Raw genomic sequence first — 24,454 nt, 5'->3', positions numbered from 1 at the left:
GGCGTTCTCTTGTTGTCTTGGCGTTCTCTTGGCCGCCCGCCGCATGGCGCGAGCTTGGCAGCGCTTTTGTCATAATGTATGACAAAATGTATTCGGTTGTGCAAGAGTGCCGCGGCGGCGGCGCAGGCAACCAACCGCAGCGAGGCTTCCGATGTTCCAGACCTCCAACGCGTTGCGCCGGAGCGTGCACAGCCAGGTCGCCGACCGGGTCGGCAGCAGCATCGTCCGCGGCGAGATCGGCGTCGGCGAGACGCTGCCGCCGGAAATGCAGATCTGCGAGATGATGGATGTCAGCCGCACCGTGGTGCGCGAGGCGATGCGGACGCTGACCGGCAAGGGGTTGATCGAGTCGCGGCCGAAGAGCGGCACGCGGGTGCGGCCGCCCGAGCAGTGGAATCAGCTCGATCCCGACGTGCTGCGCTGGCACCTCGAGACCGCGGAGATCGATCGCTATCTGGCCAAGCTGTTTCAGCTGCGCTCCGCGGTCGAGCCCGCTGCCGCAGCGTTGGCCGCGACCCATGCCGGGGAAGACGACATCGCCCGCATCCGCGCCGGATGCGACGGCATGGACGCGGCAGGAACCAATGAGGACTTCGTCGCCGCCGACATCATGTTCCATCAGGCTATCTATTACGCGACCCGCAACGAGTTCTTCTGGCCGATCGCGCAGATGTTCGAGATCACCCTGCGCCAGAGCTTTACGATCGCAGCCCCCGGCTCGCACCGCCCGCGCGCGCTGATCGAGCACCGCGCGGTGCTGGACGCGATCGCCGCCGGCGATGCCGAGGCCGCACGCGAGGCCACGGTGGTGCTGCTGACGCATTCGGCCGACGATCTGGTGCGGATTCGGGAGCGGGAGTGCGAGACGGCGGCGAGCAAAGGCGCGCGCAAGCGGTGATGATGCTGGTGACGGTCGTCGTGATGAACTCACTGCTTCCCCGTGGTCGTCCTGGCGAAAGCCAGGACCCATAACCACCGCGAGCAGTTGTGACCAGGATCGTCGCCCCAGCGTCGCACAAGAACTGACATTCGGGGTAATGGGTCCTGGCTTTCGCCAGGACGACATCGAATATGTGGCGCGACCTACGTCCCCACGGCGTCCCGGCGAAGGCCGGCAACTGTTATGTTGGTTTGGTTTGCAGGTAGGGCTTTCGGTCTCGCATGATGGCATTGAGGACCGTCAGCAGCTTCCTGGCGACGGCGATGAGGGCGAGTTTGGCTGGTTTTCCGGCTTGTCGCAGTCGTGCATAGAAGGCCTTGAACGGATCAGCTCTGCGAACTGCGTTGAGGGCCGCCATATAAAGGGCGTCACGAACGCGCTTTTGGCCGCCCGCAATCTTGCGCTTGCCGCGGAAGGTGCCGCTGTCGACGTTGAAGGGAGCAAGACCAGCGAGCGCTGCGAGTTGCTTCGGTCCGACCCGCCCGAGTTCCGGCATCTGCGCGATGAGCTGCATGCAGGCCACGGGACCCACGCCGGGCAGCGAACGCATTAACTTCGCATCGTCCGCGATCTCCGCTTCGGCTTTAATCAATGCGCTGATGTCGGCCTCGATCTCGGCGATCTCGCGGTCGAGGACCTCGATGAGGCGGCCAATGCGTTCGGCCATGGCGCGATCGTCGGCCTCGCTGCGCCGGTTCTTCTCCTGGGCGCGCATGAGGACCAGCTGATCCCGCCGTTTTGCAAGCCTCGCCAGGGCGTTGCGTGCAGGATCGGCGACCTGCTCGGGGGCGGGCTGCATGGCCCGCGCAAAGGCTGCCAGCATCCGCGCATCGATCGGATCGGTCTTGGCGAGTAGGCCGCTCGCCCGCGCAAAGTCGCGGGCACGGGCCGGGTTGATCCGTGCGAAGCGGATGCCGGCCTGACGCAGCGCCTCGCGAAGCGCGAGGTCATAGATACCCGTCGCCTCGAAGACGACCAGCGCATCGCATTGCCAACGCGCCACCTGCTGTGTGATGGCCTGTGTCGCGTTGGCAATGCGCCTCGGCACGCCGTCAGCCTCATCAAAGATATCGAGGTATTTTTTGGAGATGTCGATTCCGACGTAACGAAGAGCTATGGTCACGGTGCCTGTCCCTGTGATGCGAGGTCTGTTGGCGCAGCCTCGTGCAACTGTTCAGGTTGATAGATGGAACGGGCGGGAGACCGAGCCGGCTCACGGCGTCAAGCGCCAAGGACCCAACGGCTTCCCGCCCACCCCATCATGACAGACTTCCAAGACACAGGGACCCATGCGTCGCGGCGGATGTTGTCGGTGGGACTCGTCGTTCGAGCATCGCGCAATAATTTGCTTTTGGGGTTATGGGTCCCGGCCCCCGTGCGCAATTGCGCACTAGGCCAGGACGACGATGAGGATCGCTCTCGATTCAAGCTGTCAAACAGCCAAGCTCGCGGTGTTGCCGCACCTCACGGCGGCTTGCACACGCCGCTGCGCAGTTCCCGCTATTTCGACCGCGCCACAGTGGTGCCGTCCCAATCCTCGTCGCTGGGATTGGCGAGCTGATGCCTGCACCGCGCGATCATCTGCGTCGAGGCCGCATCTGCGCCGCGGAGTTGCAAGGACGTCTCGAACGCCGCGATCGCTGCGGTGAAATCGCCGGCGCGCCAGGCCGCAAGCCCGGTCTCGTAGGACGCGATCCAGTCGCGCGCGATCGCGCCCTCGTCGGCCATGGCGATCAACTCGTAGATTTCCAGCCCGCCGGCGCGGCCGTAGACGGCGAGCCGGTCGAGCTCGCGGACGACGATGCGGTCGCCGGCCAGACGCCGCGTCTCCGGACCGATGATGATGGTCGATCCATAGACCTTGTTGGTGCCCTCGAGGCGGCTCGCGATGTTCACGGCATCGCCGATCACGGTGTAGTTGAGCCGCACCTCCGAGCCGATATTGCCGACCAGCATGTCGCCGGAATTGATGCCGATGCGGATCCTGACCGGCTCCGCCTTGTCGTCGGCGAGACCGGCCTGCGCGACCGCGCGCTGGCAGGCAAGCGCCGCCCGGCAGCAATCCGCGGCATGATCCGGATTGGCCGCGGGCGCGCCCCAGAACGCCATCACGGCGTCGCCGATAAACTTGTCGATGGTGCCGCTCTCCTGCTGGATCGCCGCGGAGACGACGTCGAAGTAGTGCGACAGCAAGGGGATGATGCGGTCGCCGAGCCGTTCCGACATGCCGGTGAAGCCGGCGAGGTCGACGAACATCACGCTCATCGGCCGCACCGCGCCGCCGAGCCGCGCGCCATTGCCGTCGCTGACCAGCCGCCGCACCAGATCGGCCGGAATGTATTTGCGGAACGCGGCGAGCCCCTGCGCCATGTCGCCGATCGCACCCGAGAGGTTTTCGATCTCGGCAAGGCGCGACGGATGCCGCTCGACCTTGTCGAGATCGAAGCGCTCGATATGCCTGATCTCGCCGACCACCTTGATCAGGGGCGCCGCGATCAGGCGCTGCGCCAGCCACGCCGACAACAGCCCGGCGGCCGCGATCAGCACCGCGAGCCCGATCAGCAGGTTGCGGATCGTCATCCGCACCGGGCCGAGGAATTCGGATTCCGGCACCACCGTCACCAGCGACCAGCCCGGGAACGAGATCGGCGTCAGCACCGCCTGATAGGCTTGCCCGTCCCGCGTCACCTGGGAGCGGAACGCCTCGCCCTCGCCGGGATCGTAGGCCTTGCCGGCCTGCCTGACCGCGGCGACCGCAACCGGCAGCAGCGGGTGGTCGGTCTTCAGCGCATTGAGCTCGTCGGCGTCGGCATCGGGAGACGCGATCACACCGCCGTCGCGATCGAGCAGGAAGGCGCCAGCGGACTTGCCGACCGTGAGCTGCGAGAGGAAGTTCGACACCCGGGTCAGCTCGATGATGATGGCGAGCACGCCGGTGCGCTCGCCGTCGACGTCGATCGGCACCGACAGCATCGCGGCCAGCCGCTCGCCGCGGGGCAGCGTCGTCAGCGTCGACCATTGCTGGTCGCGGGCTGCGATCGCATCGCGAAACCAGGGCTGCTCCGTGACCAGGTATTTGCCATCCTCGACAGTGCTGTCTTTGAGCTTGATGTCGATACCGGCATAGTCGTATCGATCGGCCCGCAGCTTGCGGTCGGGCGAGATGGTCAGCATCTCGACGCCGGCGTCGCCGAGCTTGTGTCCGGCGAAGAACGAGCCGTCCGGCCAGCCGAACGCGACCCACGAAATGGTCGGTTGCGACTGCAGCTGCGACAGGAACACGAACTGCCGCTTGCGCGCGTCGCGGGCGTCCAGCACCTTCTCGGTCAACAGCGTCCGCACCGCCGTCATCGACGAGCGCGCTTCGGTCGTGATCGACTGCAATTCGTCGCCGACCGCGGACACGATCTGGTCGTTGATGGTGTCGGCCAGCGTCTGGCTCACCTGTTGTGCGGTGCGCCACCACAACAGATGCACGCCGACGGCGCTGACCACGATCGAGGTCAGGACGAGGGCGGAGATGGCGCTGCGGATGCCGATGCGCATCGATGAGGTCCGGATCAGCGGTTGCTTTACCGCACTACGGAACATATCCGCGATTGTTTCACCAGCCCGGGACGCAACGCAGCCCCCAGACACGGGCCTGTGACCATAGTTGAAGGCCTCAGTGACGAAACTTCTGGATTGTTGGCTGCGTACACGCCAAGACAGGCCAGCTATCTTCGAAGGTTCCTTGATGCACGACGTCACGATCCCGGCCGCCTTGATCGCCGGTCTAGTCAGCTTCCTGTCGCCCTGCGTGCTGCCGCTGGTGCCGCCCTATCTGATCTACCTGACCGGTGCGACCATCGAGCAGGTCAACCAGGACGGCGCCACCGCGGCCTCCAAGCGCGCGGTGATGACGGCGGCGGTGATGTTCGTGCTCGGCTTCTCCACCGTGTTCGTGGCGCTCGGCGCCAGCGCCTCGATCGTCGGCGGGCTGGTGCGCGCCTGGTCGGCCGAGCTCTCGATTCTGGCCGGCATCATCATCATCATCATGGGCCTGCACTTCCTCGGCATCACCCGGATCGGCCTGTTGATGCGCGAGGGGCGGCTGACCGCGCCCAAGCCGGTCGGGCTGTGGGGCGCCTATGTCATGGGCCTTGCGTTCGCGTTCGGCTGGACGCCCTGCATCGGGCCGATCCTGGCCGCGATCCTCTCGATTGCGGCCGCGGAAGCCACGGTGACCAAGGGCGCCGGCCTGCTCGCGGTGTATTCCGCCGGGCTCGGCATCCCCTTCCTGCTCGCCGCCTTCATGGTCAAGCAGTTCTCCTCGGTGTTCGCGCGGATGAAGCGCCATCTCGACACCGTCGAGCGCGTGATGGGCGTGCTGATGGTGGTCACCGGCATCGGCTTCCTGACCGGCGCGGTGTCGGGCGTCAGCGTCTGGCTGCTGGAAACTTTCCCGGCGCTGCAAAATATCGGCTAGGGCCCGTAACAAGCCTGCCATGTCAGGCGAAACTCCCACCATGACGCGGCCGTAGCTTCTGGCTCGTGCCTTTGCGTTCGCACCGGACGCCGGCGCAGGCTGCGTGGCGGAATATTGGGAGGGTCTCGCATGAATTTCATCATCAACCTGCTGATTCTGCTCCCGGCGCGGATCGCGTCGTATTTCTCCTGGGCCGGACCGCTGATCATGCGGATCATCGTCGGCTACACCTTCATGCTGGCCGGCTGGGGCAAGCTCACCAACCTCGCCCAGGTCACCGAGAACTTCGTCGGTTGGGGCATTCCGTTCCCGAGCATCCTCACCCCGTTCGTGTCCGGCGTCGAATGCTTCGGCGGCGCGATGCTGATCCTCGGCCTGTTCACCCGCATCCCCGCCGCGATGCTCGCGGTGGTGATGATCGTCGCGATCAGGTCGGCGAAATGGGGCGACGTCGACTCACTGGAGACGCTGCTCGGGTTCGAGGAAGCGACCTACTTCGCCGCCTTCATGTGGCTTGCGATCGCAGGTCCCGGCGCCGCCTCGCTGGACCGCCTGCTGGTCAACGCGACCGAGGGTCAGAAGGCGCCGACCTGAGCGTAACCCGGGAGGCTGGCTCACAATCCCGTGAGCTTGCGAGCCCCGATCCCGGCGGCCCCGTAGCTCAAACGACCCTCGCCCTCGGGAGCGCGCCATGAGACTTGTCCGCAGCATCGCAATTCTCATGGCGTTGAGCGCACAGCCCTCGCTTGCGGCGGACGCCCCGGCATGGACCGGCTGGAGCCAAGATTTGTTCGCGCGCGCCACGACCGAAAAGCGCTTCGTCATCCTCGATCTCGAGGCGGTGTGGTGCCACTGGTGCCACGTGATGGAGAAGACCACCTACGCCGACCCCAAGGTGCAGGAGCTGCTTGCGGCCAAATATCTCCCGGTCCGGGTCGACCAGGACGCCAATCCGGATCTCTCGAGCCGCTATGGCGACTGGGGCTGGCCTGCGACCATCGTGTTCGCGCCCGACGGCAGCGAGATCGCCAAGATCAGGGGCTATATCGAGCCCGAGCGGATGCAGGCGCTGCTCAAGGCCATCATCGACGATCCCTCCCCGGGCCCGTCGGTCGGCGAGGCGTTCGAGATCAAGCCCGCCATTTCGGCCTTTCTCGGCAAGGCGCAACGCACCGAGTTGGCCAGGACCTTCGACGAATCCTACGACGACAAGCTCGGCGGCTGGGGCGAGAACCAGAAATATATCGACGCCGACAGCCTCGACCTTGCGATCAGCCGGGCCGAAGCCGGCGACGCGACGGCCACACGGCGCGCAAGGCAGACGCTCGATGCCGCGGTCGCGCTGATCGATCCGGTGTGGGGCGGCGTGTTCCAGTATTCGGAGGCCGGCTCCTGGAGCCATCCGCATTTCGAGAAGATCATCTCGTTCCAGTCGCAATATCTGCGGCAGTACAGCCAGGCCTATGCGCAATGGAAGGATCAGAAATATCTCGCGGCCGCGCGCAACGTCGAACGTTACCTGACGGATGTCCTGCTGAGCCCCGAGGGCGCCTTCTACGTCAGCCAGGACGCCGATCTCGATCACGACGTCGACGGCCACGCCTATTATGCGCTTGATGATGCCGCGCGCCGCAAGCTGGGCCTGCCTCGCATCGACAAGAACCTCTATGCGCGCGAGAACGGCTGGGCGATCTCCGGCCTCGTGGCTTATTACGACGCGAGCGCCGATCCGAAGGCGCTGGCGATCGCCGAGCGCGCCGCGAAATGGGTGCTCGCCAATCGCGCGCTGCCGGACGGCGGCTTTCGCCATGGCGACAGAGATCGCGGCGGCCCCTTCCTCGGCGACACCGTCGCGATGGGACAGGCCCTGCTCGATCTCTACGCCGCGACCGGCAATCGCGACTGGCTGACGTCGGCGGTGCGAGCCGGCGACTTCGCCGCGACGTTCCGCGACGACGCCGGCGGCTTCTTCACCTCGAAGACGTCGGAAGGCCAAGCCGGCGTGTTCACCAGGCCCGCCAAGCTGATCGACGACCAGATCCAGGTCGCGCGCTTCATGAACCTGCTCAATCGCTATACCGGCAGCGACGGCACCCGCGAACTGGCGGCGCATGCGATGCGCTATCTCGGCGCGGCTTCGGCCGAGATGCTGCGGCCGATGCCCGGCGTGCTGCTCGCCGATGAAGAGCTGGCCACCGAGCCGACGCATGTCACCATCGTCGGACACAAGGACGACGCCCGCGCGCAGCGCCTGCATGCGATCGCCCGCGCCCTGCCCGCCCGCTACAAGCGGCTCGAATGGCTCGATCTGCGCGAGGGCAGATTGCCCAACCCGGACGTCGACTATCCCGACCTCGGCGAGCCCGCGGCCTTCGCCTGCAGCAACCGCATCTGCTCGTTCCCGGCGTTCAGCGCCGAGGAATTGCAGGCCAACGTGGCGCAGATGGCGAAGCTGAAGCCGGCGCGCGCCGCGCAAAACTGATTAAAATGCAGACTGTGCAATGCAACAAACCGGTCGGCTCGGCGCAATGAAATACTCTTTGGCCCGCGGTGTTTGACATGGACCGGGCGTCAGACCCGGACCAAACAAAATTTTCTTTTGAAGCGCTGTAACCAAATCGCCTGATACCCCGTAGCTGATCTTGGACGAGCACTCAAATCGCGGGAAGCACCGCGCTGCGGACGCCCCTGCGATCTGATTGTTCTCCGAATGTCCATCCGTTGTGCGGTCCGGGATCGAACGATCGTCGGATGCCCACGGCGCCACATTTGTTGCTTTTAAACAATCACCGAGGAGATCGTCATGAAGTTGAGTTCGAAGTCCGGCGCAACGCTCGCCGTCGCTGCGGCCACCCTGTTCCTCGCCGGCTCCGTGGTTTCGACCACCTCGACGCCCGCCAATGCCGCCACGGGCAAGTGCATGGCCGGCAATGCCTGCAAGGGCCAGAGCGCCTGCAAGGGCGGCGCCAATTCCTGCAAGGGCCTGAACGCCTGCAAGGGCACCGGCTTCTCGCTGAGCTCGGAAAAGCAGTGCAACGCGATGGGCGGCAAGTTCGTCAAGGGTTGATCGCACCATCCCAGGAGGCCTGGCGATGGCGCCGGGCCTTTTCACGCCACGGCGCGGATAAATGATCCCAGCATGAGTAACCAAAGCGGACCATATCCGTAGCTATCTTTGGGTGCAGCCTTCGGCCAATTCACACGGTCTGCGGGCGGCGCACCTTCAACCATCTTGCACAAGGAGACGCTCATGAAGCTTACAACCAAGTCCGGTGCCACACTCGCCGCCGCCGCCGCCACGCTTTTCCTGGCCGGAGCCGTGGTGTCGACACAGTCCTACGCTGCGAGCGAAGGCAAATGCGTTGGCGCCAATGCATGCAAGGGCCAGAGCGCCTGCAAGGGCGGCAACCACGCCTGCAAAGGTCAGAATGCCTGCAAGGGCCAGGGCTTTGCGGAGATGACGAAGGCCGACTGCACCGCGGCGAAGGGCAAGTTCAAGGCCGGGTGAACGGATCGGACCAAGCGGGGCCCGGTGTAGGCCGGGCCTCGTTTCCATGATAGTTTTGAAGTTGGGCGCCACGATCCTGGCGCCGGAAGCGCGGAGCCGCCATGAACGTTGCGAGCCGATCACCGGACAAGTCGGTGCGCGCGGAGCGCCCGCTGCAATCGGCCAAGCCGCCCTTCCTCGGCTTCGGCCTCGGCTTGCGCGCCCAGCACTACGACGAGATCCTGAACGGCAATCCGCCGATCGACTGGTTCGAGGTGATCAGCGAGAACTACATGCTGCCGGGCGGCCAGCCGCTACGCATCCTCGACCGGATCTGCGCGCGCTATCCCGTGGTGATGCACGGCGTCTCACTGTCGATCGCCTCCACCGCGCCGCCGAATTTCGACTATCTGCAAGGCCTGAAGGACCTTGCACAACGCGTGCAGCCGAAATGGGTGTCCGACCATCTGTGCTGGACCGGCGTGCACGGCAAGAACCTGCACGATCTGCTGCCGATCCCCTACACGCAGGAGGCGCTCGATCACGTCGTGAGCCGGGTGCAGCTGGTGCAGGATTTCCTCGGCCGCGCCATCGTGCTCGAGAATGTCTCGACCTATGTGCAGTTCAACAATTCCGAGATGACGGAGTGGGAATTCCTCTCCGAGCTGTCACGCCGCTCCGGCTGCTGGCTGCTGTTCGACATCAACAATGTCTATGTCAGCGCCTTCAACCACGGCTACGATCCGATGGCCTTCCTCAGCGGCATTCCGCCCGATCGCGTGGTGCAATTCCACATGGCGGGCCACAGCCATATGGGCACCCACATCATCGATACGCACGACCATCCGGTGTGCGAGGATGTCTGGGACCTCTATGTTGCGGCCTTGAAGCGGTTCGGACGCGTCTCGACCATGATCGAGCGCGACGACAACATCCCGCCACTCGACGAATTGCTGCGCGAGGTCGACCGCACCCGCGAGATCGCGGAGCAGGTGTTGCCTGCGGGCGTGCCGGCGGCATGAGCGACTTCGCGCGCCAGCAGAGCGACTTCCAGCACGCCATCCTCAGCGGCGACGACGGCATCCTGACCGAAATCCTCGACAGCCCCAGGGAGACGCGCGCGACGCTGTTCGGCGTCTATCGCCATGCCTACGGCTCGCGGCTGGTCGAGGCGATGCGTAACGACCACGAGCTGCTGCATCGCTTTCTCGGCGACGAGATGTTCGACGAGATGGGCCATGCCTATGTCAAGGCACGGCCGTCCGAGCATCCGAACCTGCGCTGGTTCTCGCAAGGATTGCCGGATTTCCTGAAGGCCACCGCCCCCTACAGCAACCATCCCGTGCTCGCCGATCTCGCCGCGCTGGAGAAGGCGTTGAACGACGCTTTCGACGCCGGTGAAGGCGCCGTGCTGGCGCTGGAGGCGATGGCCGGTTTCGCGCCCGAGGTCTGGAACGACCTGGTGTTCCAGCCGCATCCGAGCGCTGCGAGGGTCGACCTGTCGACCAATGCCGCTGCGATCTGGATGGCGCTGAAGAACGACGAGACGCCGCCCGAGGCGGAGACGCTCGCCGAACCCGCCCGTCTCCTGATCTGGCGTCAGGACACAACGCCGATGTTCCGCGAGCTGCCGACGGAGGAAGCAATGATGTGGGACGAAGCCTCTGATGGCGTTCCGTTCGGCGTGCTTTGCGAGATGCTCGCGACCTACGACGATCCCGACAATGCGGCAGCGCGCGGCGCCGGCTATCTGCATGGCTGGATCACCGCGGGACTTCTGATGGCGGCTTCCATCCGCAAATAGAGGGCCCGCGGCATGGGCGCCGACATCGTCAGCCATTTCATCGAACGCCTCACTTGGGATGAGGTCGCGCGGCGAATTGCGGCCAAACGACCGGCGATCCTGCCGATCGGCGCCGCCGCCAAGCAACACGGTTTCCATTTGCCGCTCAACACCGATCGCTTGCAGGCCGACTGGTTTGCGGCGCATCTCGCCGAACGCTTCGATACGCTGATCTGGCCGACCGTCACCTACGGTCACTACCCCGCTTTCGTCGCATATGCCGGCAGCGCCAGCCTGTCGGCCGCAACGTTCGAGGCCATGGTGCATGAGATCGCCGCCGGCATCCTCGACAGCGGCATCGGCACATTGTTCGTGCTCAACACGGGAATCAGCACGCTGGCTCCGGTCGAACGCGCGCTGGCGCCCTTCGAACCGACCCGGGTGAGGCATCTGCGGCTCTACCAGGGCCCGCGCTTCCGCCGCACCGCCGAGCAGATCTCCGAGCAACGCCATGGCAGCCATGCCGACGAGCTGGAGACATCGCTGATGCTGGCGCTGGCTCCGGACATGGTCGATCCGGAACGCGCCGAAGCCAGCCCCGCCCTGCGGCACGAAGCGCCCGGCCGCCTGACGCCATCGGACAGCACTTCGCCGAACTATAGCCGCTCCGGCAGTTACGGCGATCCGACGCTCGCGACATCAGCCAAGGGCGAGGCGCTGCTCGCGGCTATACTCGACGATCTCAGCGATCAGGTGACTGCGGCCCTTGGCGAGAACGCCACGCCGCAGCGGCGCGGCACGCCGCGATGAAGAGCATCCCGACCTATCGCGTGATCGCCGCCGCGATGCTGGTCGCGGCGATCCTCATCGGTATCGCATCGTGCCACGTCAGGGCGCAGTCCGAGTTCATGCGCGGCGAGGGCATGCCTTACGACGCCTTCGACCGGCTGCCCAAGACCGACCTCGACGTCGCCGGCGCCACCATTCATATCGGGTTCGCACCCGGCGAAATGGCGTTGCCGAAGGAAAAAATATTCGACTGGATCAAGGCGTCCGCCCGCGCCGTCTCGATCTATTACGGCCGGTTTCCCGTCAGCTCGTTGCGGCTCTTGATCGTGCCGGTCGACGGTTCGCGCGTGCGCGGCGGCACCACATGGGGCTATCGCGGCGCCGCGATCCGGCTGCCGATCGGCCGCGACGCGGGCGTCGGCGATCTCAGGCGCGACTGGGTGATCGTGCACGAGATGGTGCACACCGCCCTGCCCGACCTCAACGACCGCTATGCCTGGCTGTCAGAGGGGCTCGCGGTCTATGTCGAGCCTATCGCGCGGGTGCAGGCCGGCGATCTCACCGCGCGGGAAATCTGGCTGGCGATGCTGCGCGACATGCCCAAGGGCCTGCCGCAGGCCGGCGACGAGGGCCTCGACAATACCGACACCTGGGGCCGGAAATACTGGGGCGGCGCGATGTTCTGCCTGTTCGCCGATGTCGAGATCCGCAAGCGCACCGGCAACAAATTCGGCCTGCAGGATGCCATGCGCGGCGTGCTCGCTGCCGACGGCAACCACGAAAAGGACTGGCCGATCGCGCGCGTGCTCTCGGCCGCCGACAAGGCCGTCGGCGTCGACGTGCTGACGCGGCTGCACGGAGAATGGGGATCGAAGCCCGTGACCCCCGATCTCGCCGCGCTGTGGCGCGATCTCGGCGTCAGGCTGCAGGGCGACAGCGTCGAATTCGACGACCGCGCACCGCTGGCCGATATCCGCAAGGCGATCACCGAAGCGCACGCGCGCTGAAGCGCGCTTTTTTGAGCATGATCTCCGCGCAAACGCTTTGCGTTTGTCGCGAGGGAAAACCGCTTCGCACTTTTCCGGATCATGCTGTAGCGACCCGCTTCGCGGCTGCACACGGCCCAACTGCACTGGATTTTGCCGGCGCGATGTCGGACTATCGGCGAATCGCCGCAATCCTCACGGGAGACCGATGGCCGACGTTCATCAGACACGCGCCAACTGGCCGATCTTCCGTTCACTCAGCGCGTTCCGGCCGGGCGACTTGCCGGGCGATCTGATCGCCGGGCTGACGCTCGCCGCGATCGCGATCCCCGAGCAGATGGCAACCGCCCGGCTCGGCGGCTTCTCGCCGCAGATCGGCTTCTTCGCGTTCATGGCCGGCTCGCTCGGCTTTGCGATGTTCGGCGCCAACCGCTTCCTGTCTTGCGGCGCCGATTCCACGATCACGCCGATCTTCGCGGCCGGCCTGGCGCTGATGGCGACTGCAGGCTCGCCCGACTATCAGTCGCTGGCGATGGCACTGGCGCTGATGGTCGGCGCGATCATGATCGCGGGCGGCCTGTTCAAGCTCGGCTGGATCGCCAATTTGCTGTCGACGCCGGTGACGGTCGGCTTCCTCGCCGGCATCTCCGTCCACATCCTGGTCTCGCAATTGCCGGGCGTGCTCGGCCTGACCACGCCGGACGGCCCGACGCTCTACAAGCTCGGGGTTCTCGCCGAGAAGATCGGCCAGACCAATGCCTACACGCTGGCGATCGGCCTCGGCGTGCTGGCGCTGGTTGCCGGATCGGAGAAGATCAGCGCGCGGATTCCGGGCGCGCTGATCGGCCTTGTCGTGGCCACCATCGCCGTGATCGCCGGCCATCTCGAAAGCAAGGGCGTCAAGGTGGTCGGCACCGTGCCCGGGTCGCTGCCAACGCCGTCGCTTCCGGACATCGCGCCGGAGCGATGGATCAAATTGCTGTCGCTGGCGATCCTGATCGCCATCGTCGTCATGGTACAGACCGCAGCGACGACGCGCTCGTTCCTGTCAGATCCGGACAAGCCGGCCGACGTCGATCGCGACTTCCTCGGCGCCGGAGCCGGCAGCCTGCTCGCCGGCCTGTTCGGCGCGTTCCCCGTCAACGCCAGCCCGCCGCGGACCGGCATCGTCTCGGAGACCGGCGGGCGCACGCAGGTCTCGGGGCTGTTTGCCGCGGCCATCGTGCTCGCCCTGCTGGCGTTCGGTGCGACGCTGCTGCGGCACGTGCCTGATGCAGCGCTCGGCGGCGTCCTGCTGTTCGTGGCGCTGCGCATCATTCGCGTCAAGCAGATCGTCGCGATCTTCCGCCAGTCGTTCTACGAATTCCTGCTGGTGGTGGCGACGGCCGCCGCGATCATCATACTGCCGATCGAGCAAGGCGTAGCCGTCGGCATCGCGCTGTCGCTGCTGCACGGCATCTGGACCACGACGCGCGGCCAGCTCGTGGAATTCGTCCATGTGCCCGGCACCACGATCTGGTGGCCGACCGGCCCGCACGTCACCGGCGAGCGCAAGCCCGGCATCGCCGTGGTCGGCCTGCAGGCGCCGTTGTCGTTCCTCAACGCGGAAGGTTTTCACGCCGGCGTGCTCAAGACCATCGGCCGCGCGACACCCAAGCCGAAACTGCTGGTGATCGAGGCCAGCGGCATGATCGAGATCGACTTCACGGCGGCCCAGGCGCTGCGCGACCTGTTTCGCGAATGCCGCGATGACGGCGTGACATTGGCGGTGGCCCGGCTCGAATCCTCCCGCGCCCAGGAGGCGTTCGAGCGCTTCGAGCTCTATGGCGTCCTGCCGAGGGACCACGTCTTCCACAGCGTCGATGAAGCGGTCCGCACGCTGGGCGGACCGAGCTAGGGATTGGTGAAATCAGTCGCTGCGTAGCCCGGATGAAGCGAAGCGTAATCCGGGATTCTCTCGCACGTTGAAGACCGGTCCCGGATTTCGCTTCGCTCCATCCGGGCTACTGGGACTCGCCTCCAACTCAAGCCTGCTCATCCTCAAGCGTCGGATGCTCCTTCAGCACCTCGGCCTTGATCGAGCCGGCGTGGATGGCGCGGAACAGCGCCCGACCCGTCTTGATGTTGTTGGCCTTCATGCACAGGCCGACGATCTCGCGCACAGCGGAATCCCGCACCAGCTCGTCGGAGATCTTCATCGCGGTCTCCATCGCGACCTTGGCGGCACGCTCGTAGCGATCGCGCTCGATCTGCTGCTTCTTCTGCGAGCGCTTGTCGGGCGCGCCGACCGCCTCGGCACAGCCGGCGGCATCGCGGCAGATCGCACGGATCCGCTGCGCAGCCTCGATGTCGCCGAGCGGCTGCGCGACGGGATCGTCCCAGATATCCTTCCGCTTGGCCTTATTGAACAACCACATCGCAACGTCCCGTGGACGGAAGATCCGGTTGGTTATACGGCAGGAACGATCTTGCCGGGATTGAAGATATTCTGCGGATCGAGCGCCTGCTTCAGCGCCCGCATCGCGTCGAGCGCCTCCGGGCCGAGCTCGGCCTTCAGATATTTCTGCTTGCCCTGGCCGATGCCGTGCTCGCCGGTGCAGGTGCCGCCCATGGCCTGCGCCCGTTCGACCAGCCGATGCATGAACTCCTCGCCGCGCGCCATCTCGTCCTTGTTGTTGACGTCGCAGACCAGCGAGCAGTGGAAATTGCCGTCACCGACATGGCCGACGATCGGCGACAGCAGGTTGAGCCGCTTCAGATCGTCCTCGGTCTCGGTGACGCAGTCGGCAAGCCGCGAGATCGGCACGCAGACGTCGGTTGCGACGACGCCGATGCTGTCGCCGGGACGAATCGCCTTGACCGACCAATAGGCATCGTGCCGGGCCTGCCACAGCTTGGTGCGGTCCTCCGGCTTGGTGGTCCAGGTAAAGTCACCGCCGCCGCACTCGGCGGCGATGTCGCGGAAATTCTTCGACTGCTCGGCGACCTCGACCTCGCTGCCGTGGAATTCCAGCAGCAGCAGCGGCGTCTCCGGCAGCGACAGTTTTGAATAGTTGTTGCAGGCCTTCACCTGCTCGGCATTGAGCAGCTCGATCCGCGCAACCGGAATGCCGGTCTGAATCGCGAGGATGGTGGCCTGGCAGGCGCCGCGCACGGTCTCGAACGAACAGGCGGCGGCCGCGATCGTGTCGGGGATGCCGCGCAGGCGGATGGTCAGTTCGGAGATGATGCCGAGCGTACCCTCGGCGCCGATGAACAGATGCGTCAGGTCGTAACCGGCCGACGACTTCTTGGCGCGCGTGCCGGTCGTGATGATCTCGCCGTCGCCGCGCACCACCTTCAGCGCCAGCACGTTCTCGCGCATGGTGCCGTAGCGCACCGCGTTGGTGCCGGAGGCGCGGGTCGAGGTCATGCCGCCGAGCGAGGCATCGGCGCCGGGATCGATCGGGAAGAACAGCCCCTGGTCGCGCAGATGCTCGTTCAGCGCCTTGCGGGTCACACCGGGCTGGATCACGCAGTCGAGGTCCTCGGCGTGCACCTCGAGCACCTTGTTCATGTCGCGCAGGTCGATGCAGACGCCGCCCGCCGGCGCGTTGACCTGCCCCTCGAGCGAGGTTCCGGTGCCGAAGGCGATGACGGGCACGCGATTGGCGGCGCAGATCCGCACCACGTCCTGGATGTCGGCGGTTTCCTGCGCCATCACCACCGCATCGGGCGGCTGGGTCGGCAGCCATGTGGTGGTATGGGCGTGCTGCTCGCGCACCGCCTGCGACGTCACGAGCCGGTTGCCGAACCGCGCCGCCAGCGCGTCGATCGCGCGCTTCAGGGCCTGCGGCTCAGGTCGCGTCAGATTGCTCGAAATCGTTGTCGCCACGTCGAATTTCCTCCCGGCTTTAGCCGACCGTGGCAAAGCTTGTATAAGGGGTCAAGAGAGCCTGGCTTGAAAAAGTGGACGCCGGAGTCACAGAAAAGTTCATGCTCGAACGCCAACGAACCGGGGACGGATGATGACTTCAGTGACTGCCACGAGCGAGATGCCACTACCGGCCGCCCCGTTCAAATCTTCCGTGATGCAGATCGAGCCGCAATGGATCGACTATAACGGCCATCTCAACATGGCCTATTACAATGTGATGTTCGACCGCGCCATCGACGAGATGTGGCTGCAGCTCGGCATCGGGCCGGCCTACATGAAGGAGCGGCAGTGCTCGACCTTCACCGCCGAATGCCACGTCCGGTACTTGCGGGAAATTCATCTCGGCGATCCCGTGCAGGTCCAGGTCTTCCTGCTCGGCGCCGACGAGAAACGGCTGCACACGTTCGAGGAGCTGCGCCACGCCACTGAGGGCTGGCTTTCCGCGACCTCGGAGAACCTCACGCTGCACATCGACATGGAGGCGCGCAAGGTGGCGCCATTCCCACCTGACATTCGCGCCCGCGCTCAGAAGATCGTGGATAGCTATGCGGGCGTGGCGCGGCCCGAGGGCATCGGCCGCAACGTGGCGATGCCATCGAAGTAGTCACTGCTGCGCCAGAGCGCGACGGCATTCGATTCAATCGGTCCAGCGGCCGACTCGCTGCACCTCTCCCGCTTGCGGGGAGGTCGGATCGCATCGTTAGATGCGATCCGGGTGGGGGCTCTCTCCGCGAAGCGACTCGTGGAGAGAGCCCCCACCCTAGCCCTCCCCCGCAAGCGGGAGAGGGAATGCAGTTCCGATGCCGCCACGACTAGACCCGACGTCATCGCGAGCTAGACCCGCGTCCTACCACGCGCTAATCCGACCACCGCCGACACCAGGAACAGGATGATGGCGATGAAGAAGATCGCCTTGGCGATTTCGATCGAGGCGCCGGCGATGCCGCCGAAGCCCAAAATGCCCGCGATCAGGGCGACGACCAGGAATGTGACGACCCAGCTCAACATGATCAAACCTCTCGCTTCGTGTCCTTGTTCGATTCCTTGTTCGATTCTTGGCGCGGGCGCTTAGCCGACGCCGCATGTGTTGAAACAATCCTGCGGGGAAGCGCTGGTTCCTGACCGCAAAACCGGGAAATTTTCGCCGATTTCAGGAACCGGGCCGGTTGTGCACTGCTGCCAAAACCGTTCCAAGCGGCCGCGATAAAGCCTGTCAAAACGGCCGGTCAGGCCCTATATGGCCTTCAATCCCTGTTAAGAAGGCTCCCCTTCACCGTCCCACGGTGCCATCGTGGGGCCGAGACGATTCGCCAATGACCGAGCCGAGCAAACTGCCCCATCACGGCGTTCCCGAGCACCAGCCGGTGGCTGGCGGCATCGCCGCGCGTGCGCGGGCGGCGGCGGGCGCTCCGCAATATCTCAACGGCCTCAATCCGGAGCAGCGCGAGGCGGTCGAGACGCTCGACGGCCCGGTGCTGGTGCTCGCCGGCGCCGGCACCGGCAAGACCCGCGTGCTGACCACGCGCATCGCACATATCCTGAGCCAGGGCCGCGCGCGGCCGCAAGAGATCCTGTCGGTGACCTTCACCAACAAGGCGGCGCGCGAGATGAAGCTGCGGCTCGGCCAGATGCTCGGCCAGGCGGTCGAGGGCATGCCGTGGCTCGGCACTTTCCACTCGATCGGCGGCCGTATCCTGCGCATCCATGCCGAGCTGGTGCAGCTCAAATCCAACTTCACGGTGCTCGACGTCGACGACCAGGTGCGGCTGCTGAAGCAGTTGCTGCAGGCCGAGAACATCGACGACAAGCGCTGGCCGGCGCGGATGCTGGCCGGCCTGATCGACAGCTGGAAGAACCGCGGGCTGTCGCCGTCGCAGGTGCCGGCGGGCGAGGCCGCCTCGTTCGGCAACGGCAAGGGCGGCAAGATCTACGCGACCTATCAGGAGCGGCTGAAGATCCTCAACGCCGCCGACTTCGGCGACCTGCTGCTCGAGAACATCAGGCTGTTCCGCGAAAATCCCGACGTACTCCGGCAGTACCAGAACCGCTTCAAGTTCATCCTGGTCGACGAGTACCAAGACACCAACGTGGCGCAGTATCTGTGGCTGCGCCTGCTGTCGCAGGCGCCGTCGCGGCCGGGGCGACCTCTTTCCGATGTGATTCCGGGGCGCCTCGACGCTCCCGTCACTCCGGGGCGCATCGAAGATGCGAACTCTGGTGCGCAATTGCGCACCGGAGAATCTCGAGGAGAAGAGGGCTCACCTCTGGATTCCGAGTTCGCACCTGGCGGTGCGCCCGGGAATGACGGGGAAAACGTCACCGCTCAACAGCCACTGAAAAACATCTGCTGTGTCGGCGACGACGACCAGTCGATCTATGGCTGGCGCGGCGCCGAGGTCGACAACATCCTGCGCTTCGACCACGATTTTCCCGGCGCCAAGGTGATCCGCCTCGAGCGCAATTACCGCTCCACCGGCCACATCCTGGCCGCGGCCTCGCATCTGATCGCGCACAATGAAGGCCGGCTCGGCAAGACGCTGCGCACCGAGGATGTCGACGGCGAGAAGGTCACCGTCACCGGCTCCTGGGATTCGGAAGAGGAAGCGCGCGCGATCGGCGAGGAGCTCGAGGAGCTGCAGCGCACCGGCGAAAACCTCAACGACGTCGCCATCCTGGTCCGTGCCTCGTTCCAGATGCGCGAGTTCGAAGATCGCTTCGTGACGCTCGGCCTGCCCTACCGCGTGATCGGTGGCCCTAGATTCTACGAGCGCGCCGAAATCCGCGATGCGCTGGCGTACTTGCGCACCATCAATTCGCCGGCCGACGATCTCGCCTTCGAGCGCATCGTCAACGTGCCCAAACGGGGGCTCGGCGATGCCACCGTGCAGCTGCTGCACGACCATGCCCGCAAGCGCCGCATTCCGCTGTTCGAGGCGGCGCGCGCCGTGGTCGAGACCGACGAGCTGAAGCCGAAGGCGCGCGGCTCGTTGCGCGATCTCGTGATGCAGTTCGACCGTTGGCGCGCCCAGCGCGAGGTCACCTCGCATACCGAGCTCGCCGAGATCGTGCTCGACGAGAGCGGCTACACCGAGATGTGGCAGAAGGACCGCTCGGCGGACGCCGCGGGCCGGCTCGACAACCTCAAGGAGCTGGTGCGTTCGATGGAGGAATTCGAGAACCTGCAAGGGTTTCTCGAACATATCTCGCTGGTGATGGACCGCGACGGCGAGGCCGGCGACGAAGCCGTGTCGCTGATGACGCTGCATTCGGCCAAGGGCCTCGAGTTCGACAACGTGTTCCTGCCGGGCTGGGAGGAAGGCCTGTTCCCAAGCCAGCGCACGCTCGACGAACAGGGCCGCGCCGGGCTCGAGGAGGAGCGCCGCCTCGCCCATGTCGGGCTGACCCGCGCCCGCCGCCGCGCCAAAATCTATTTCGCGACCAACCGCCGCATCCATGGCACCTGGTCGACCACGATCCCCTCGCGCTTCCTCGACGAGCTGCCGGCGCACAATGTCGAGATCACCGAATCCAAGGGCGGATCGGGCTGGGGCGGCAGCGGCGGCTATGGCGCCTCGCGCTTCGACAACCTCGAATCATTCGGCTCGAGCTATTCGACCCCGGGCTGGCAGCGCGCCCAGGCCAACCGCAACCGCGGCGGCGGGGGACGCAGCGGCGGCGGCGGCTTCGAGGAGCGGCAGTCGTCCTTTTCGTCCGACAGCTTCAGCCGCACCAAGCGCGGCCCCATGGTGATCGAGGGCGAGCTGGTGGCGAAGTCCACGGGCACGACGTCGGAATTTTCGCTTGATGACCGGGTGTTTCACCAGAAATTCGGCTACGGCCATGTGGTGAAGATCGACGGCAACAAGTTGACCATCGCCTTCGAAAAGGCCGGCGAGAAGAAGGTCGTCGACAGCTTTGTGGAGCGGGCGTGACATCGCGGCCTTGCTTGGCGGCCTTGCTTGGCGGCCTTCCTTCGCGACCTGCCTTGGCGGCCTTCCCTGTTCGTAGCCCTTGACCATCACTGATTTCACGGGTTGAGATGGCCCCATGGTCCGGGGTGGGTTTTTCCTTTTTGTCATCGCGCTCACTGCGCCGTCGCTGGCGGTCGCGGAGACGATCAGCTTTGGCGATTCCGCAGCGCAGCTCGCCAAGGCCTGCGGCGCCGACATCACCGCCAATTGCCGCGGCGTCAACCTCGACTCCACCCGCCTCAAGGAGTGCCTGTCGCGCAACCGCGACGTGATCTCGCCGCAGTGCAAGGAGAGCTACTTCTCCACCCTCGATGCGATCCAGAAGCGGATCGCGGCGCGCGTGACCGTTGCCAACGTATGCACCCGCGAGATCGTCAAGGTCTGCGGCGGCTCGACCAAGGAGACCAGCAAATCGGTGCCCTGCCTCGTCGGCGCCAAGGGCCTCAGCCGCAATTGCGCCCAGGCGATCAATGACGCGGGGTATCAATGATGCGCCTGAAGACGCGAGGCTTGCGCGAACTTGACCTTTTGGCCGTGCTCGGCACGCTGGTCTTGCTGGCGATGCCGCTCGCCCCTGCACAGGCGCAGACCGCCATCACGCGCGACGACGTCATCGCCAAGCTGAATCACTACGAGACGGACGCAACGATCGACGTCCCCGCATTGCGCCAGCAAGTGCTCGAGCGATCGCGGTCGCGATCGAAGAACGAGCCGCCGCCGCAAAAGCGCCCGCCGATCGCCCCCGACCTGACCAACCTGCCGACATTCAATGCCGACATCCAGTTCGACGTCGATACGCCGATCGTGCTGCCGGATTCCTACCAGTCCGTCGGGCGCATCGCCGATGCGCTGACGCACTCTTCGCTGCTGCCGTACACGTTCCTGATCGTCGGTCACATCGAATCGACCGGACGGCGCGAGAACAACGTGCTGCTGAGCCAGCGGCGCGCCGACGCCATCCGCGACATCCTGGTCAACACCTTCAAGATCACGGCGAAGCGCCTGCAATCGGTCGGGCTCGGCGAAGAGCAATTGCTCGACCCCGCCCGCCCCAATGCACCGGTCAACAATCAGGTGCAGATCATGCTGGTCGCCAAGGTCGCCGATATCGCACCGCCCGCGCACCCCGCCCCCGCGGCGGCCGCCAAGAAACCGGCGAAACCGGCGAAGCGGCATTAGATCGAGTATGATGGGATTGGATTGAGTAGCGCGGGCGCCGGAACTGCGTCCCCTCTCCCGCTTGCGGGGGAGGGTTAGGGTGGGGGCTCTCCCCACGAGTCGTATCGCGGAGAAAGCCCCCACCCGGATCGCATCTTCGATGCGATCCGACCTCCACCGCAAGCGGGAGAGGTGCACCGAGTACGTGGCTGGATTGGTTCCACCGTTTGTCAAGTCAAGGCAAAGGGCCAGCATGACCCACTACGTCGCCATCATTGAGGATGCCGGACCGGATTACGCCGTGGGCGTCTGGTTTCCGGATCTGCCCGGCTGCACGTCGGCTGGGAATGATATCGACGAGGCGCTGCGCAATGCTCCCGAGGCGCTGGAGCTTTACGCCGAAGGCCTGAGGCACGACGGACATCAATTGCCTCGTCCCAGGACATTGACCGAACTGAAGGCCGACCCGGAGGTCGCCGACGACTTGAAGTCCTACATGGTCGCATTGGTCGAACTGCCCGTCAGAGCGCACGCTGCGGAATAAATTTCTGCCCCGGCGGGTGATTGCAGAACGGAATATGCGTTCCTATCTGGGCTGAACCCACATCACGCCCCCGCCCGGGCCCCAATCCGCGCGCGCCCTTCCCTCACGCTGCCGATCCTCCATGTCGCCGATCATTTCCGTATCCAATCTTTCAAAGACCTATGGCTCCGGCTTCAAGGCGCTGAAGGGCATCAATCTCGATATCGTCAAAGGCGAGATCTTCGCGCTGCTCGGGCCGAACGGCGCCGGCAAGACCACGCTGATCAGCATCATCTGCGGCATTGCCAATCCGAGCGAGGGCCGCATTTCGATCGGCGGACACGACATTATCGCCGATTATCGCGCGGCGCGGTCGATGATCGGGCTGGTTCCGCAGGAACTGCACACCGACGCCTTCGAGTCGGTCTGGGCAACCGTCAGCTTCAGCCGCGGCCTGTTCGGCAAGCCGAAGAACCCCGACCACATCGAGAAGGTGCTGAAGGACCTTTCGCTGTGGGACAAGAAGGACAGCAAAATCATCACGCTGTCCGGCGGCATGAAGCGCCGTGTGATGATCGCCAAGGCGCTGTCGCACGAGCCGCAGATCCTGTTCCTCGACGAGCCCACCGCCGGCGTCGACGTCGAATTGCGCAAGGGGATGTGGGAAGTGGTCCGCACGCTGCAGGCGGCCGGCGTCACCATCATCCTGACCACGCATTACATCGAAGAAGCCGAGGAGATGGCCGACCGCATCGGCGTCATCAACAAGGGTGAGATCATCCTGATCGAGGACAAGGCGACCTTGATGCAGAAGCTCGGCAAGAAGCAGCTGACGCTGCAGCTGCAGAGCAAGCTCGACGCCGTTCCGCAGGCGCTCGCCGCCTACAATCTCGAACTCTCCGACGACGGCCACGCGGTGACCTACGACTACGACACCAAGGGCGATCGCACCGGCATCACCAGCCTGCTCAACGATCTGCGCAATGCCGGCGTCCGGATCTCCGATCTCGATACCAAGCAATCCTCGCTGGAGGACATCTTCGTCAGCCTCGTGAGGGCGCCATGAACTACCGCGCAATCCGGGCGATCTATCTGTTCGAAATGGCGCGCACCTGGCGCACGCTGCTGCAGAGCATCGTCTCGCCCGTGGTCTCGACCTCGCTGTATTTCGTGGTGTTCGGCGCCGCGATCGGCTCGCGCATCACCGAGGTCGAGGGCGTCAGCTACGGCACCTTCATCGTACCGGGGCTCGTGATGCTGTCGGTGCTGACCCAGAGCATCTCGAACGCCTCGTTCGGCATCTACTTCCCGAAATTCGTCGGCACGATCTACGAGATCCTGTCGGCGCCGATCTCCTATCTCGAGATCGTCATCGGTTATGTCGGCGCCGCCGCCACCAAGTCGATCGTCCTCGGCCTGATCATCCTGGCCACCGCCGGACTTTTCGTGCCTCTACATATCCAGCATCCGGTGTGGATGATGACCTTCCTGGTGCTGACCGCCGTCACCTTCAGCCTGTTCGGCTTCATCATCGGCATCTGGGCCGACGGCTTCGAGAAGCTGCAGATGATCCCGATGCTGGTGGTGACGCCGCTGACCTTCCTCGGCGGCAGCTTCTATTCCGTGAACATGCTGCCGTCGGGCTGGCGCACCATCACGCTGCTCAATCCCGTGGTCTATCTGATCTCCGGCTTCCGCTGGAGCTTCTACGAGATCGCCGATGTCAGCGTCGGGCTCAGCCTCGGCATGACTGCGGGCTTCCTGATCGCCTGCATGGTGATCGTGGCCTGGATCTTCCGGACCGGCTACCGGCTGAAGAACTGACGTCTGTAGCCCGGATGAAGCGGAGCGAAATCCGGGACCTTTATCGCCAAGCCTGCAGAACCCGGATTTCGCTGCGCTCCATCCGGGCTACGGGTTCTTCCCCAATCAGTAGCAGTGGAAATGTCCGTGGCGGTAGTAGCCGCGGCAGCGGTGGCCACGGCGGTAGCCGCGATCCGGGATACCGAACACGCCCTTGACCGCGCCCATCGCGCCACCGACGCCGGCACCAACGGCCCCACCGACCACGCCGCCTATCGGACCGGCGGCCCGGTTGCCCTCATAGGCGCCTTCGTGAGCCCCGCGGATGATGCCCTGGGCATGGCCGGCATGGGGGACAGTCGTCAGCGCCAAAGCGAGGGCTGCGGCCACAAGCAGGAGCCGCGCGGAGAGGCCGGCTGGGACGACGGCCGCGGTCTTAACCTTGGTGTTGTTCATCTGGGTTCCTTGAAGCGTGACGCGAATGCGCCGTCTTGGCGGGATTGTGAAACGCCCATGCGGCCAAATGGTTGCGTGGCGGTGACCAACTGGGGCCGCTGTCGCGGCCTGCTCGCGAAAATGTCAGTCCGCCGCGATAGACCAGCCCGGCTTCGGCCTTGTTTGCGCCGCGTG

The 24,454-nt window shown here is 65.2% G+C and carries 24 protein-coding genes; 18 read left to right on the top strand and 6 right to left on the bottom strand.

Translation table 11 applies throughout. The features are described 5' to 3' along the window. Window positions 1–151 precede the first annotated feature (151 nt). Window positions 152–898 (top strand): FadR/GntR family transcriptional regulator, encoded by a 747-nt coding sequence (locus AAFG07_RS13300; protein ID WP_342727663.1) that lies wholly within the window; start codon window positions 152–154, stop codon window positions 896–898. Window positions 899–1,121: 223 nt separating this feature from the next. Here the strand turns inward: AAFG07_RS13300 and AAFG07_RS13295 are convergent, their stop codons facing one another. Both AAFG07_RS13295 and AAFG07_RS13290 read right to left on the bottom strand, forming a co-directional pair. After that, entirely contained in the window at window positions 1,122–2,063 is a 942-nt protein-coding gene (locus tag AAFG07_RS13295) for a transposase (protein ID WP_342727662.1), read from the bottom strand. A gap of 377 nt (window positions 2,064–2,440) precedes the next feature. Further along, complete coding sequence (locus AAFG07_RS13290; protein ID WP_342727661.1) at window positions 2,441–4,486, bottom strand: adenylate/guanylate cyclase domain-containing protein; 2,046 nt, start codon at window positions 4,484–4,486, stop codon at window positions 2,441–2,443. A gap of 190 nt (window positions 4,487–4,676) precedes the next feature. Here AAFG07_RS13290 and AAFG07_RS13285 point away from each other — a divergent pair, with 190 nt between their 5' ends. The 10 genes from AAFG07_RS13285 to AAFG07_RS13240 all read left to right on the top strand — a co-directional run bounded on the left by AAFG07_RS13285 (window position 4,677) and on the right by AAFG07_RS13240 (window position 14,350). Next, the gene (locus AAFG07_RS13285) at window positions 4,677–5,408 is read left to right on the top strand and encodes a cytochrome c biogenesis protein CcdA (protein ID WP_342727660.1); all 732 of its coding nucleotides are present in this window, start codon (window positions 4,677–4,679) and stop codon (window positions 5,406–5,408) included. A gap of 129 nt (window positions 5,409–5,537) precedes the next feature. Then, the gene (locus tag AAFG07_RS13280; RefSeq protein WP_342727659.1) at window positions 5,538–6,002 is read left to right on the top strand and encodes a DoxX family protein; all 465 of its coding nucleotides are present in this window, start codon (window positions 5,538–5,540) and stop codon (window positions 6,000–6,002) included. Between the two features lie 97 nt (window positions 6,003–6,099). Beyond that, window positions 6,100–7,890 (top strand): DUF255 domain-containing protein, encoded by a 1,791-nt coding sequence (locus AAFG07_RS13275; protein ID WP_342727658.1) that lies wholly within the window; start codon window positions 6,100–6,102, stop codon window positions 7,888–7,890. Between the two features lie 321 nt (window positions 7,891–8,211). Beyond that, on the top strand, window positions 8,212–8,475 hold the full coding sequence (locus tag AAFG07_RS13270) for a hypothetical protein (RefSeq protein WP_342727657.1): 264 nt from the start codon (window positions 8,212–8,214) through the stop codon (window positions 8,473–8,475). A gap of 183 nt (window positions 8,476–8,658) precedes the next feature. Continuing rightward, entirely contained in the window at window positions 8,659–8,916 is a 258-nt protein-coding gene (locus tag AAFG07_RS13265) for a hypothetical protein (protein WP_021077200.1), read from the top strand. Between the two features lie 101 nt (window positions 8,917–9,017). Next, window positions 9,018–9,917, top strand: coding sequence for a DUF692 domain-containing protein (locus AAFG07_RS13260; RefSeq protein WP_342727656.1), 900 nt, complete (start codon window positions 9,018–9,020; stop codon window positions 9,915–9,917). Continuing rightward, window positions 9,914–10,699 (top strand): DNA-binding domain-containing protein, encoded by a 786-nt coding sequence (locus AAFG07_RS13255; protein ID WP_342727655.1) that lies wholly within the window; start codon window positions 9,914–9,916, stop codon window positions 10,697–10,699. The genes AAFG07_RS13260 and AAFG07_RS13255 overlap by 4 nt, the downstream gene beginning before the upstream one ends. A 12-nt stretch (window positions 10,700–10,711) precedes the next feature. After that, window positions 10,712–11,488 carry a creatininase family protein gene (locus AAFG07_RS13250; protein WP_342727654.1) on the top strand — a complete coding sequence of 259 codons (777 nt, stop codon included), beginning with the start codon at window positions 10,712–10,714 and terminating at the stop codon, window positions 11,486–11,488. After that, window positions 11,485–12,474 (top strand): hypothetical protein, encoded by a 990-nt coding sequence (locus AAFG07_RS13245; protein WP_342727653.1) that lies wholly within the window; start codon window positions 11,485–11,487, stop codon window positions 12,472–12,474. Before AAFG07_RS13250 ends, AAFG07_RS13245 begins: the two co-directional genes overlap by 4 nt. A gap of 187 nt (window positions 12,475–12,661) precedes the next feature. Next, window positions 12,662–14,350, top strand: a complete 1,689-nt coding sequence (locus AAFG07_RS13240) for a SulP family inorganic anion transporter (RefSeq protein ID WP_342727652.1) — start codon at window positions 12,662–12,664, stop codon at window positions 14,348–14,350. A 127-nt stretch (window positions 14,351–14,477) separates the two neighbouring features. On the opposite strand, the gene AAFG07_RS13235 is transcribed toward AAFG07_RS13240, so the two are convergent. Together AAFG07_RS13235 and AAFG07_RS13230 are read right to left on the bottom strand one after the other, a co-directional pair. Next, window positions 14,478–14,870 carry a hypothetical protein gene (locus tag AAFG07_RS13235; protein WP_342727651.1) on the bottom strand — a complete coding sequence of 131 codons (393 nt, stop codon included), beginning with the start codon at window positions 14,868–14,870 and terminating at the stop codon, window positions 14,478–14,480. 32 nt (window positions 14,871–14,902) lie between these two features. Beyond that, window positions 14,903–16,327, bottom strand: coding sequence for an FAD-linked oxidase C-terminal domain-containing protein (locus AAFG07_RS13230; protein WP_342727650.1), 1,425 nt, complete (start codon window positions 16,325–16,327; stop codon window positions 14,903–14,905). A 160-nt stretch (window positions 16,328–16,487) separates the two neighbouring features. On the opposite strand from AAFG07_RS13230, the gene AAFG07_RS13225 reads away from it, so the two are divergent. After that, the gene (locus tag AAFG07_RS13225) at window positions 16,488–16,973 is read left to right on the top strand and encodes a thioesterase family protein (RefSeq protein ID WP_342729144.1); all 486 of its coding nucleotides are present in this window, start codon (window positions 16,488–16,490) and stop codon (window positions 16,971–16,973) included. A gap of 230 nt (window positions 16,974–17,203) precedes the next feature. Here AAFG07_RS13225 and AAFG07_RS13220 read toward each other — a convergent pair whose 3' ends face one another. Then, window positions 17,204–17,377 carry a DUF1328 domain-containing protein gene (locus AAFG07_RS13220; RefSeq protein ID WP_212310518.1) on the bottom strand — a complete coding sequence of 58 codons (174 nt, stop codon included), beginning with the start codon at window positions 17,375–17,377 and terminating at the stop codon, window positions 17,204–17,206. A gap of 305 nt (window positions 17,378–17,682) precedes the next feature. Here AAFG07_RS13220 and AAFG07_RS13215 point away from each other — a divergent pair, with 305 nt between their 5' ends. From AAFG07_RS13215 to AAFG07_RS13190, 6 genes are all read left to right on the top strand, one after another. Beyond that, complete coding sequence (locus AAFG07_RS13215; RefSeq protein ID WP_342727649.1) at window positions 17,683–20,301, top strand: UvrD-helicase domain-containing protein; 2,619 nt, start codon at window positions 17,683–17,685, stop codon at window positions 20,299–20,301. 115 nt (window positions 20,302–20,416) lie between these two features. Further along, window positions 20,417–20,830, top strand: a complete 414-nt coding sequence (locus AAFG07_RS13210) for a hypothetical protein (RefSeq protein WP_092115892.1) — start codon at window positions 20,417–20,419, stop codon at window positions 20,828–20,830. Beyond that, entirely contained in the window at window positions 20,827–21,519 is a 693-nt protein-coding gene (locus AAFG07_RS13205; protein WP_342727648.1) for an OmpA family protein, read from the top strand. The genes AAFG07_RS13210 and AAFG07_RS13205 overlap by 4 nt, the downstream gene beginning before the upstream one ends. Before the next feature lie 232 nt (window positions 21,520–21,751). After that, entirely contained in the window at window positions 21,752–22,042 is a 291-nt protein-coding gene (locus tag AAFG07_RS13200) for a type II toxin-antitoxin system HicB family antitoxin (protein WP_342727647.1), read from the top strand. Between the two features lie 121 nt (window positions 22,043–22,163). Beyond that, window positions 22,164–23,087: an ABC transporter ATP-binding protein gene (locus tag AAFG07_RS13195; protein ID WP_342727646.1), complete on the top strand. Its 924-nt coding sequence runs from the start codon at window positions 22,164–22,166 to the stop codon at window positions 23,085–23,087. Beyond that, the gene (locus AAFG07_RS13190) at window positions 23,084–23,845 is read left to right on the top strand and encodes an ABC transporter permease (protein WP_342727645.1); all 762 of its coding nucleotides are present in this window, start codon (window positions 23,084–23,086) and stop codon (window positions 23,843–23,845) included. Before AAFG07_RS13195 ends, AAFG07_RS13190 begins: the two co-directional genes overlap by 4 nt. Window positions 23,846–23,950: 105 nt before the next feature. On the opposite strand, the gene AAFG07_RS13185 is transcribed toward AAFG07_RS13190, so the two are convergent. Continuing rightward, entirely contained in the window at window positions 23,951–24,280 is a 330-nt protein-coding gene (locus AAFG07_RS13185; protein ID WP_342727644.1) for a hypothetical protein, read from the bottom strand. Window positions 24,281–24,454: the final 174 nt, after the last annotated feature.

This window comes from Bradyrhizobium sp. B097 (assembly GCF_038957035.1).
Taxonomy (GTDB): Bacteria; Pseudomonadota; Alphaproteobacteria; order Rhizobiales; family Xanthobacteraceae; genus Bradyrhizobium.
This window is presented reverse-complemented; position numbering and strand designations above follow the sequence as displayed.

Bases quoted from the DNA above. Each gene is read 5' to 3' on its own strand.
- AAFG07_RS13300 (WP_342727663.1), top strand. From the start codon at position 152: ATGTTCCAGACCTCCAACGCGTTGCGCCGGAGCGTGCACAGCCAGGTC.
- AAFG07_RS13290 (WP_342727661.1), bottom strand. From the start codon at position 4,486: ATGCGCATCGGCATCCGCAGCGCCATCTCCGCCCTCGTCCTGACCTCG.
- AAFG07_RS13285 (WP_342727660.1), top strand. From the start codon at position 4,677: ATGCACGACGTCACGATCCCGGCCGCCTTGATCGCCGGTCTAGTCAGC.
- AAFG07_RS13280 (WP_342727659.1), top strand. From the start codon at position 5,538: ATGAATTTCATCATCAACCTGCTGATTCTGCTCCCGGCGCGGATCGCG.
- AAFG07_RS13275 (WP_342727658.1), top strand. From the start codon at position 6,100: ATGAGACTTGTCCGCAGCATCGCAATTCTCATGGCGTTGAGCGCACAG.
- AAFG07_RS13270 (WP_342727657.1), top strand. From the start codon at position 8,212: ATGAAGTTGAGTTCGAAGTCCGGCGCAACGCTCGCCGTCGCTGCGGCC.
- AAFG07_RS13265 (WP_021077200.1), top strand. From the start codon at position 8,659: ATGAAGCTTACAACCAAGTCCGGTGCCACACTCGCCGCCGCCGCCGCC.
- AAFG07_RS13260 (WP_342727656.1), top strand. From the start codon at position 9,018: ATGAACGTTGCGAGCCGATCACCGGACAAGTCGGTGCGCGCGGAGCGC.
- AAFG07_RS13255 (WP_342727655.1), top strand. From the start codon at position 9,914: ATGAGCGACTTCGCGCGCCAGCAGAGCGACTTCCAGCACGCCATCCTC.
- AAFG07_RS13250 (WP_342727654.1), top strand. From the start codon at position 10,712: ATGGGCGCCGACATCGTCAGCCATTTCATCGAACGCCTCACTTGGGAT.
- AAFG07_RS13245 (WP_342727653.1), top strand. From the start codon at position 11,485: ATGAAGAGCATCCCGACCTATCGCGTGATCGCCGCCGCGATGCTGGTC.
- AAFG07_RS13240 (WP_342727652.1), top strand. From the start codon at position 12,662: ATGGCCGACGTTCATCAGACACGCGCCAACTGGCCGATCTTCCGTTCA.
- AAFG07_RS13235 (WP_342727651.1), bottom strand. From the start codon at position 14,870: ATGTGGTTGTTCAATAAGGCCAAGCGGAAGGATATCTGGGACGATCCC.
- AAFG07_RS13225 (WP_342729144.1), top strand. From the start codon at position 16,488: ATGCCACTACCGGCCGCCCCGTTCAAATCTTCCGTGATGCAGATCGAG.
- AAFG07_RS13220 (WP_212310518.1), bottom strand. From the start codon at position 17,377: ATGTTGAGCTGGGTCGTCACATTCCTGGTCGTCGCCCTGATCGCGGGC.
- AAFG07_RS13215 (WP_342727649.1), top strand. From the start codon at position 17,683: ATGACCGAGCCGAGCAAACTGCCCCATCACGGCGTTCCCGAGCACCAG.
- AAFG07_RS13210 (WP_092115892.1), top strand. From the start codon at position 20,417: ATGGTCCGGGGTGGGTTTTTCCTTTTTGTCATCGCGCTCACTGCGCCG.
- AAFG07_RS13205 (WP_342727648.1), top strand. From the start codon at position 20,827: ATGATGCGCCTGAAGACGCGAGGCTTGCGCGAACTTGACCTTTTGGCC.
- AAFG07_RS13200 (WP_342727647.1), top strand. From the start codon at position 21,752: ATGACCCACTACGTCGCCATCATTGAGGATGCCGGACCGGATTACGCC.
- AAFG07_RS13195 (WP_342727646.1), top strand. From the start codon at position 22,164: ATGTCGCCGATCATTTCCGTATCCAATCTTTCAAAGACCTATGGCTCC.
- AAFG07_RS13190 (WP_342727645.1), top strand. From the start codon at position 23,084: ATGAACTACCGCGCAATCCGGGCGATCTATCTGTTCGAAATGGCGCGC.
- AAFG07_RS13185 (WP_342727644.1), bottom strand. From the start codon at position 24,280: ATGAACAACACCAAGGTTAAGACCGCGGCCGTCGTCCCAGCCGGCCTC.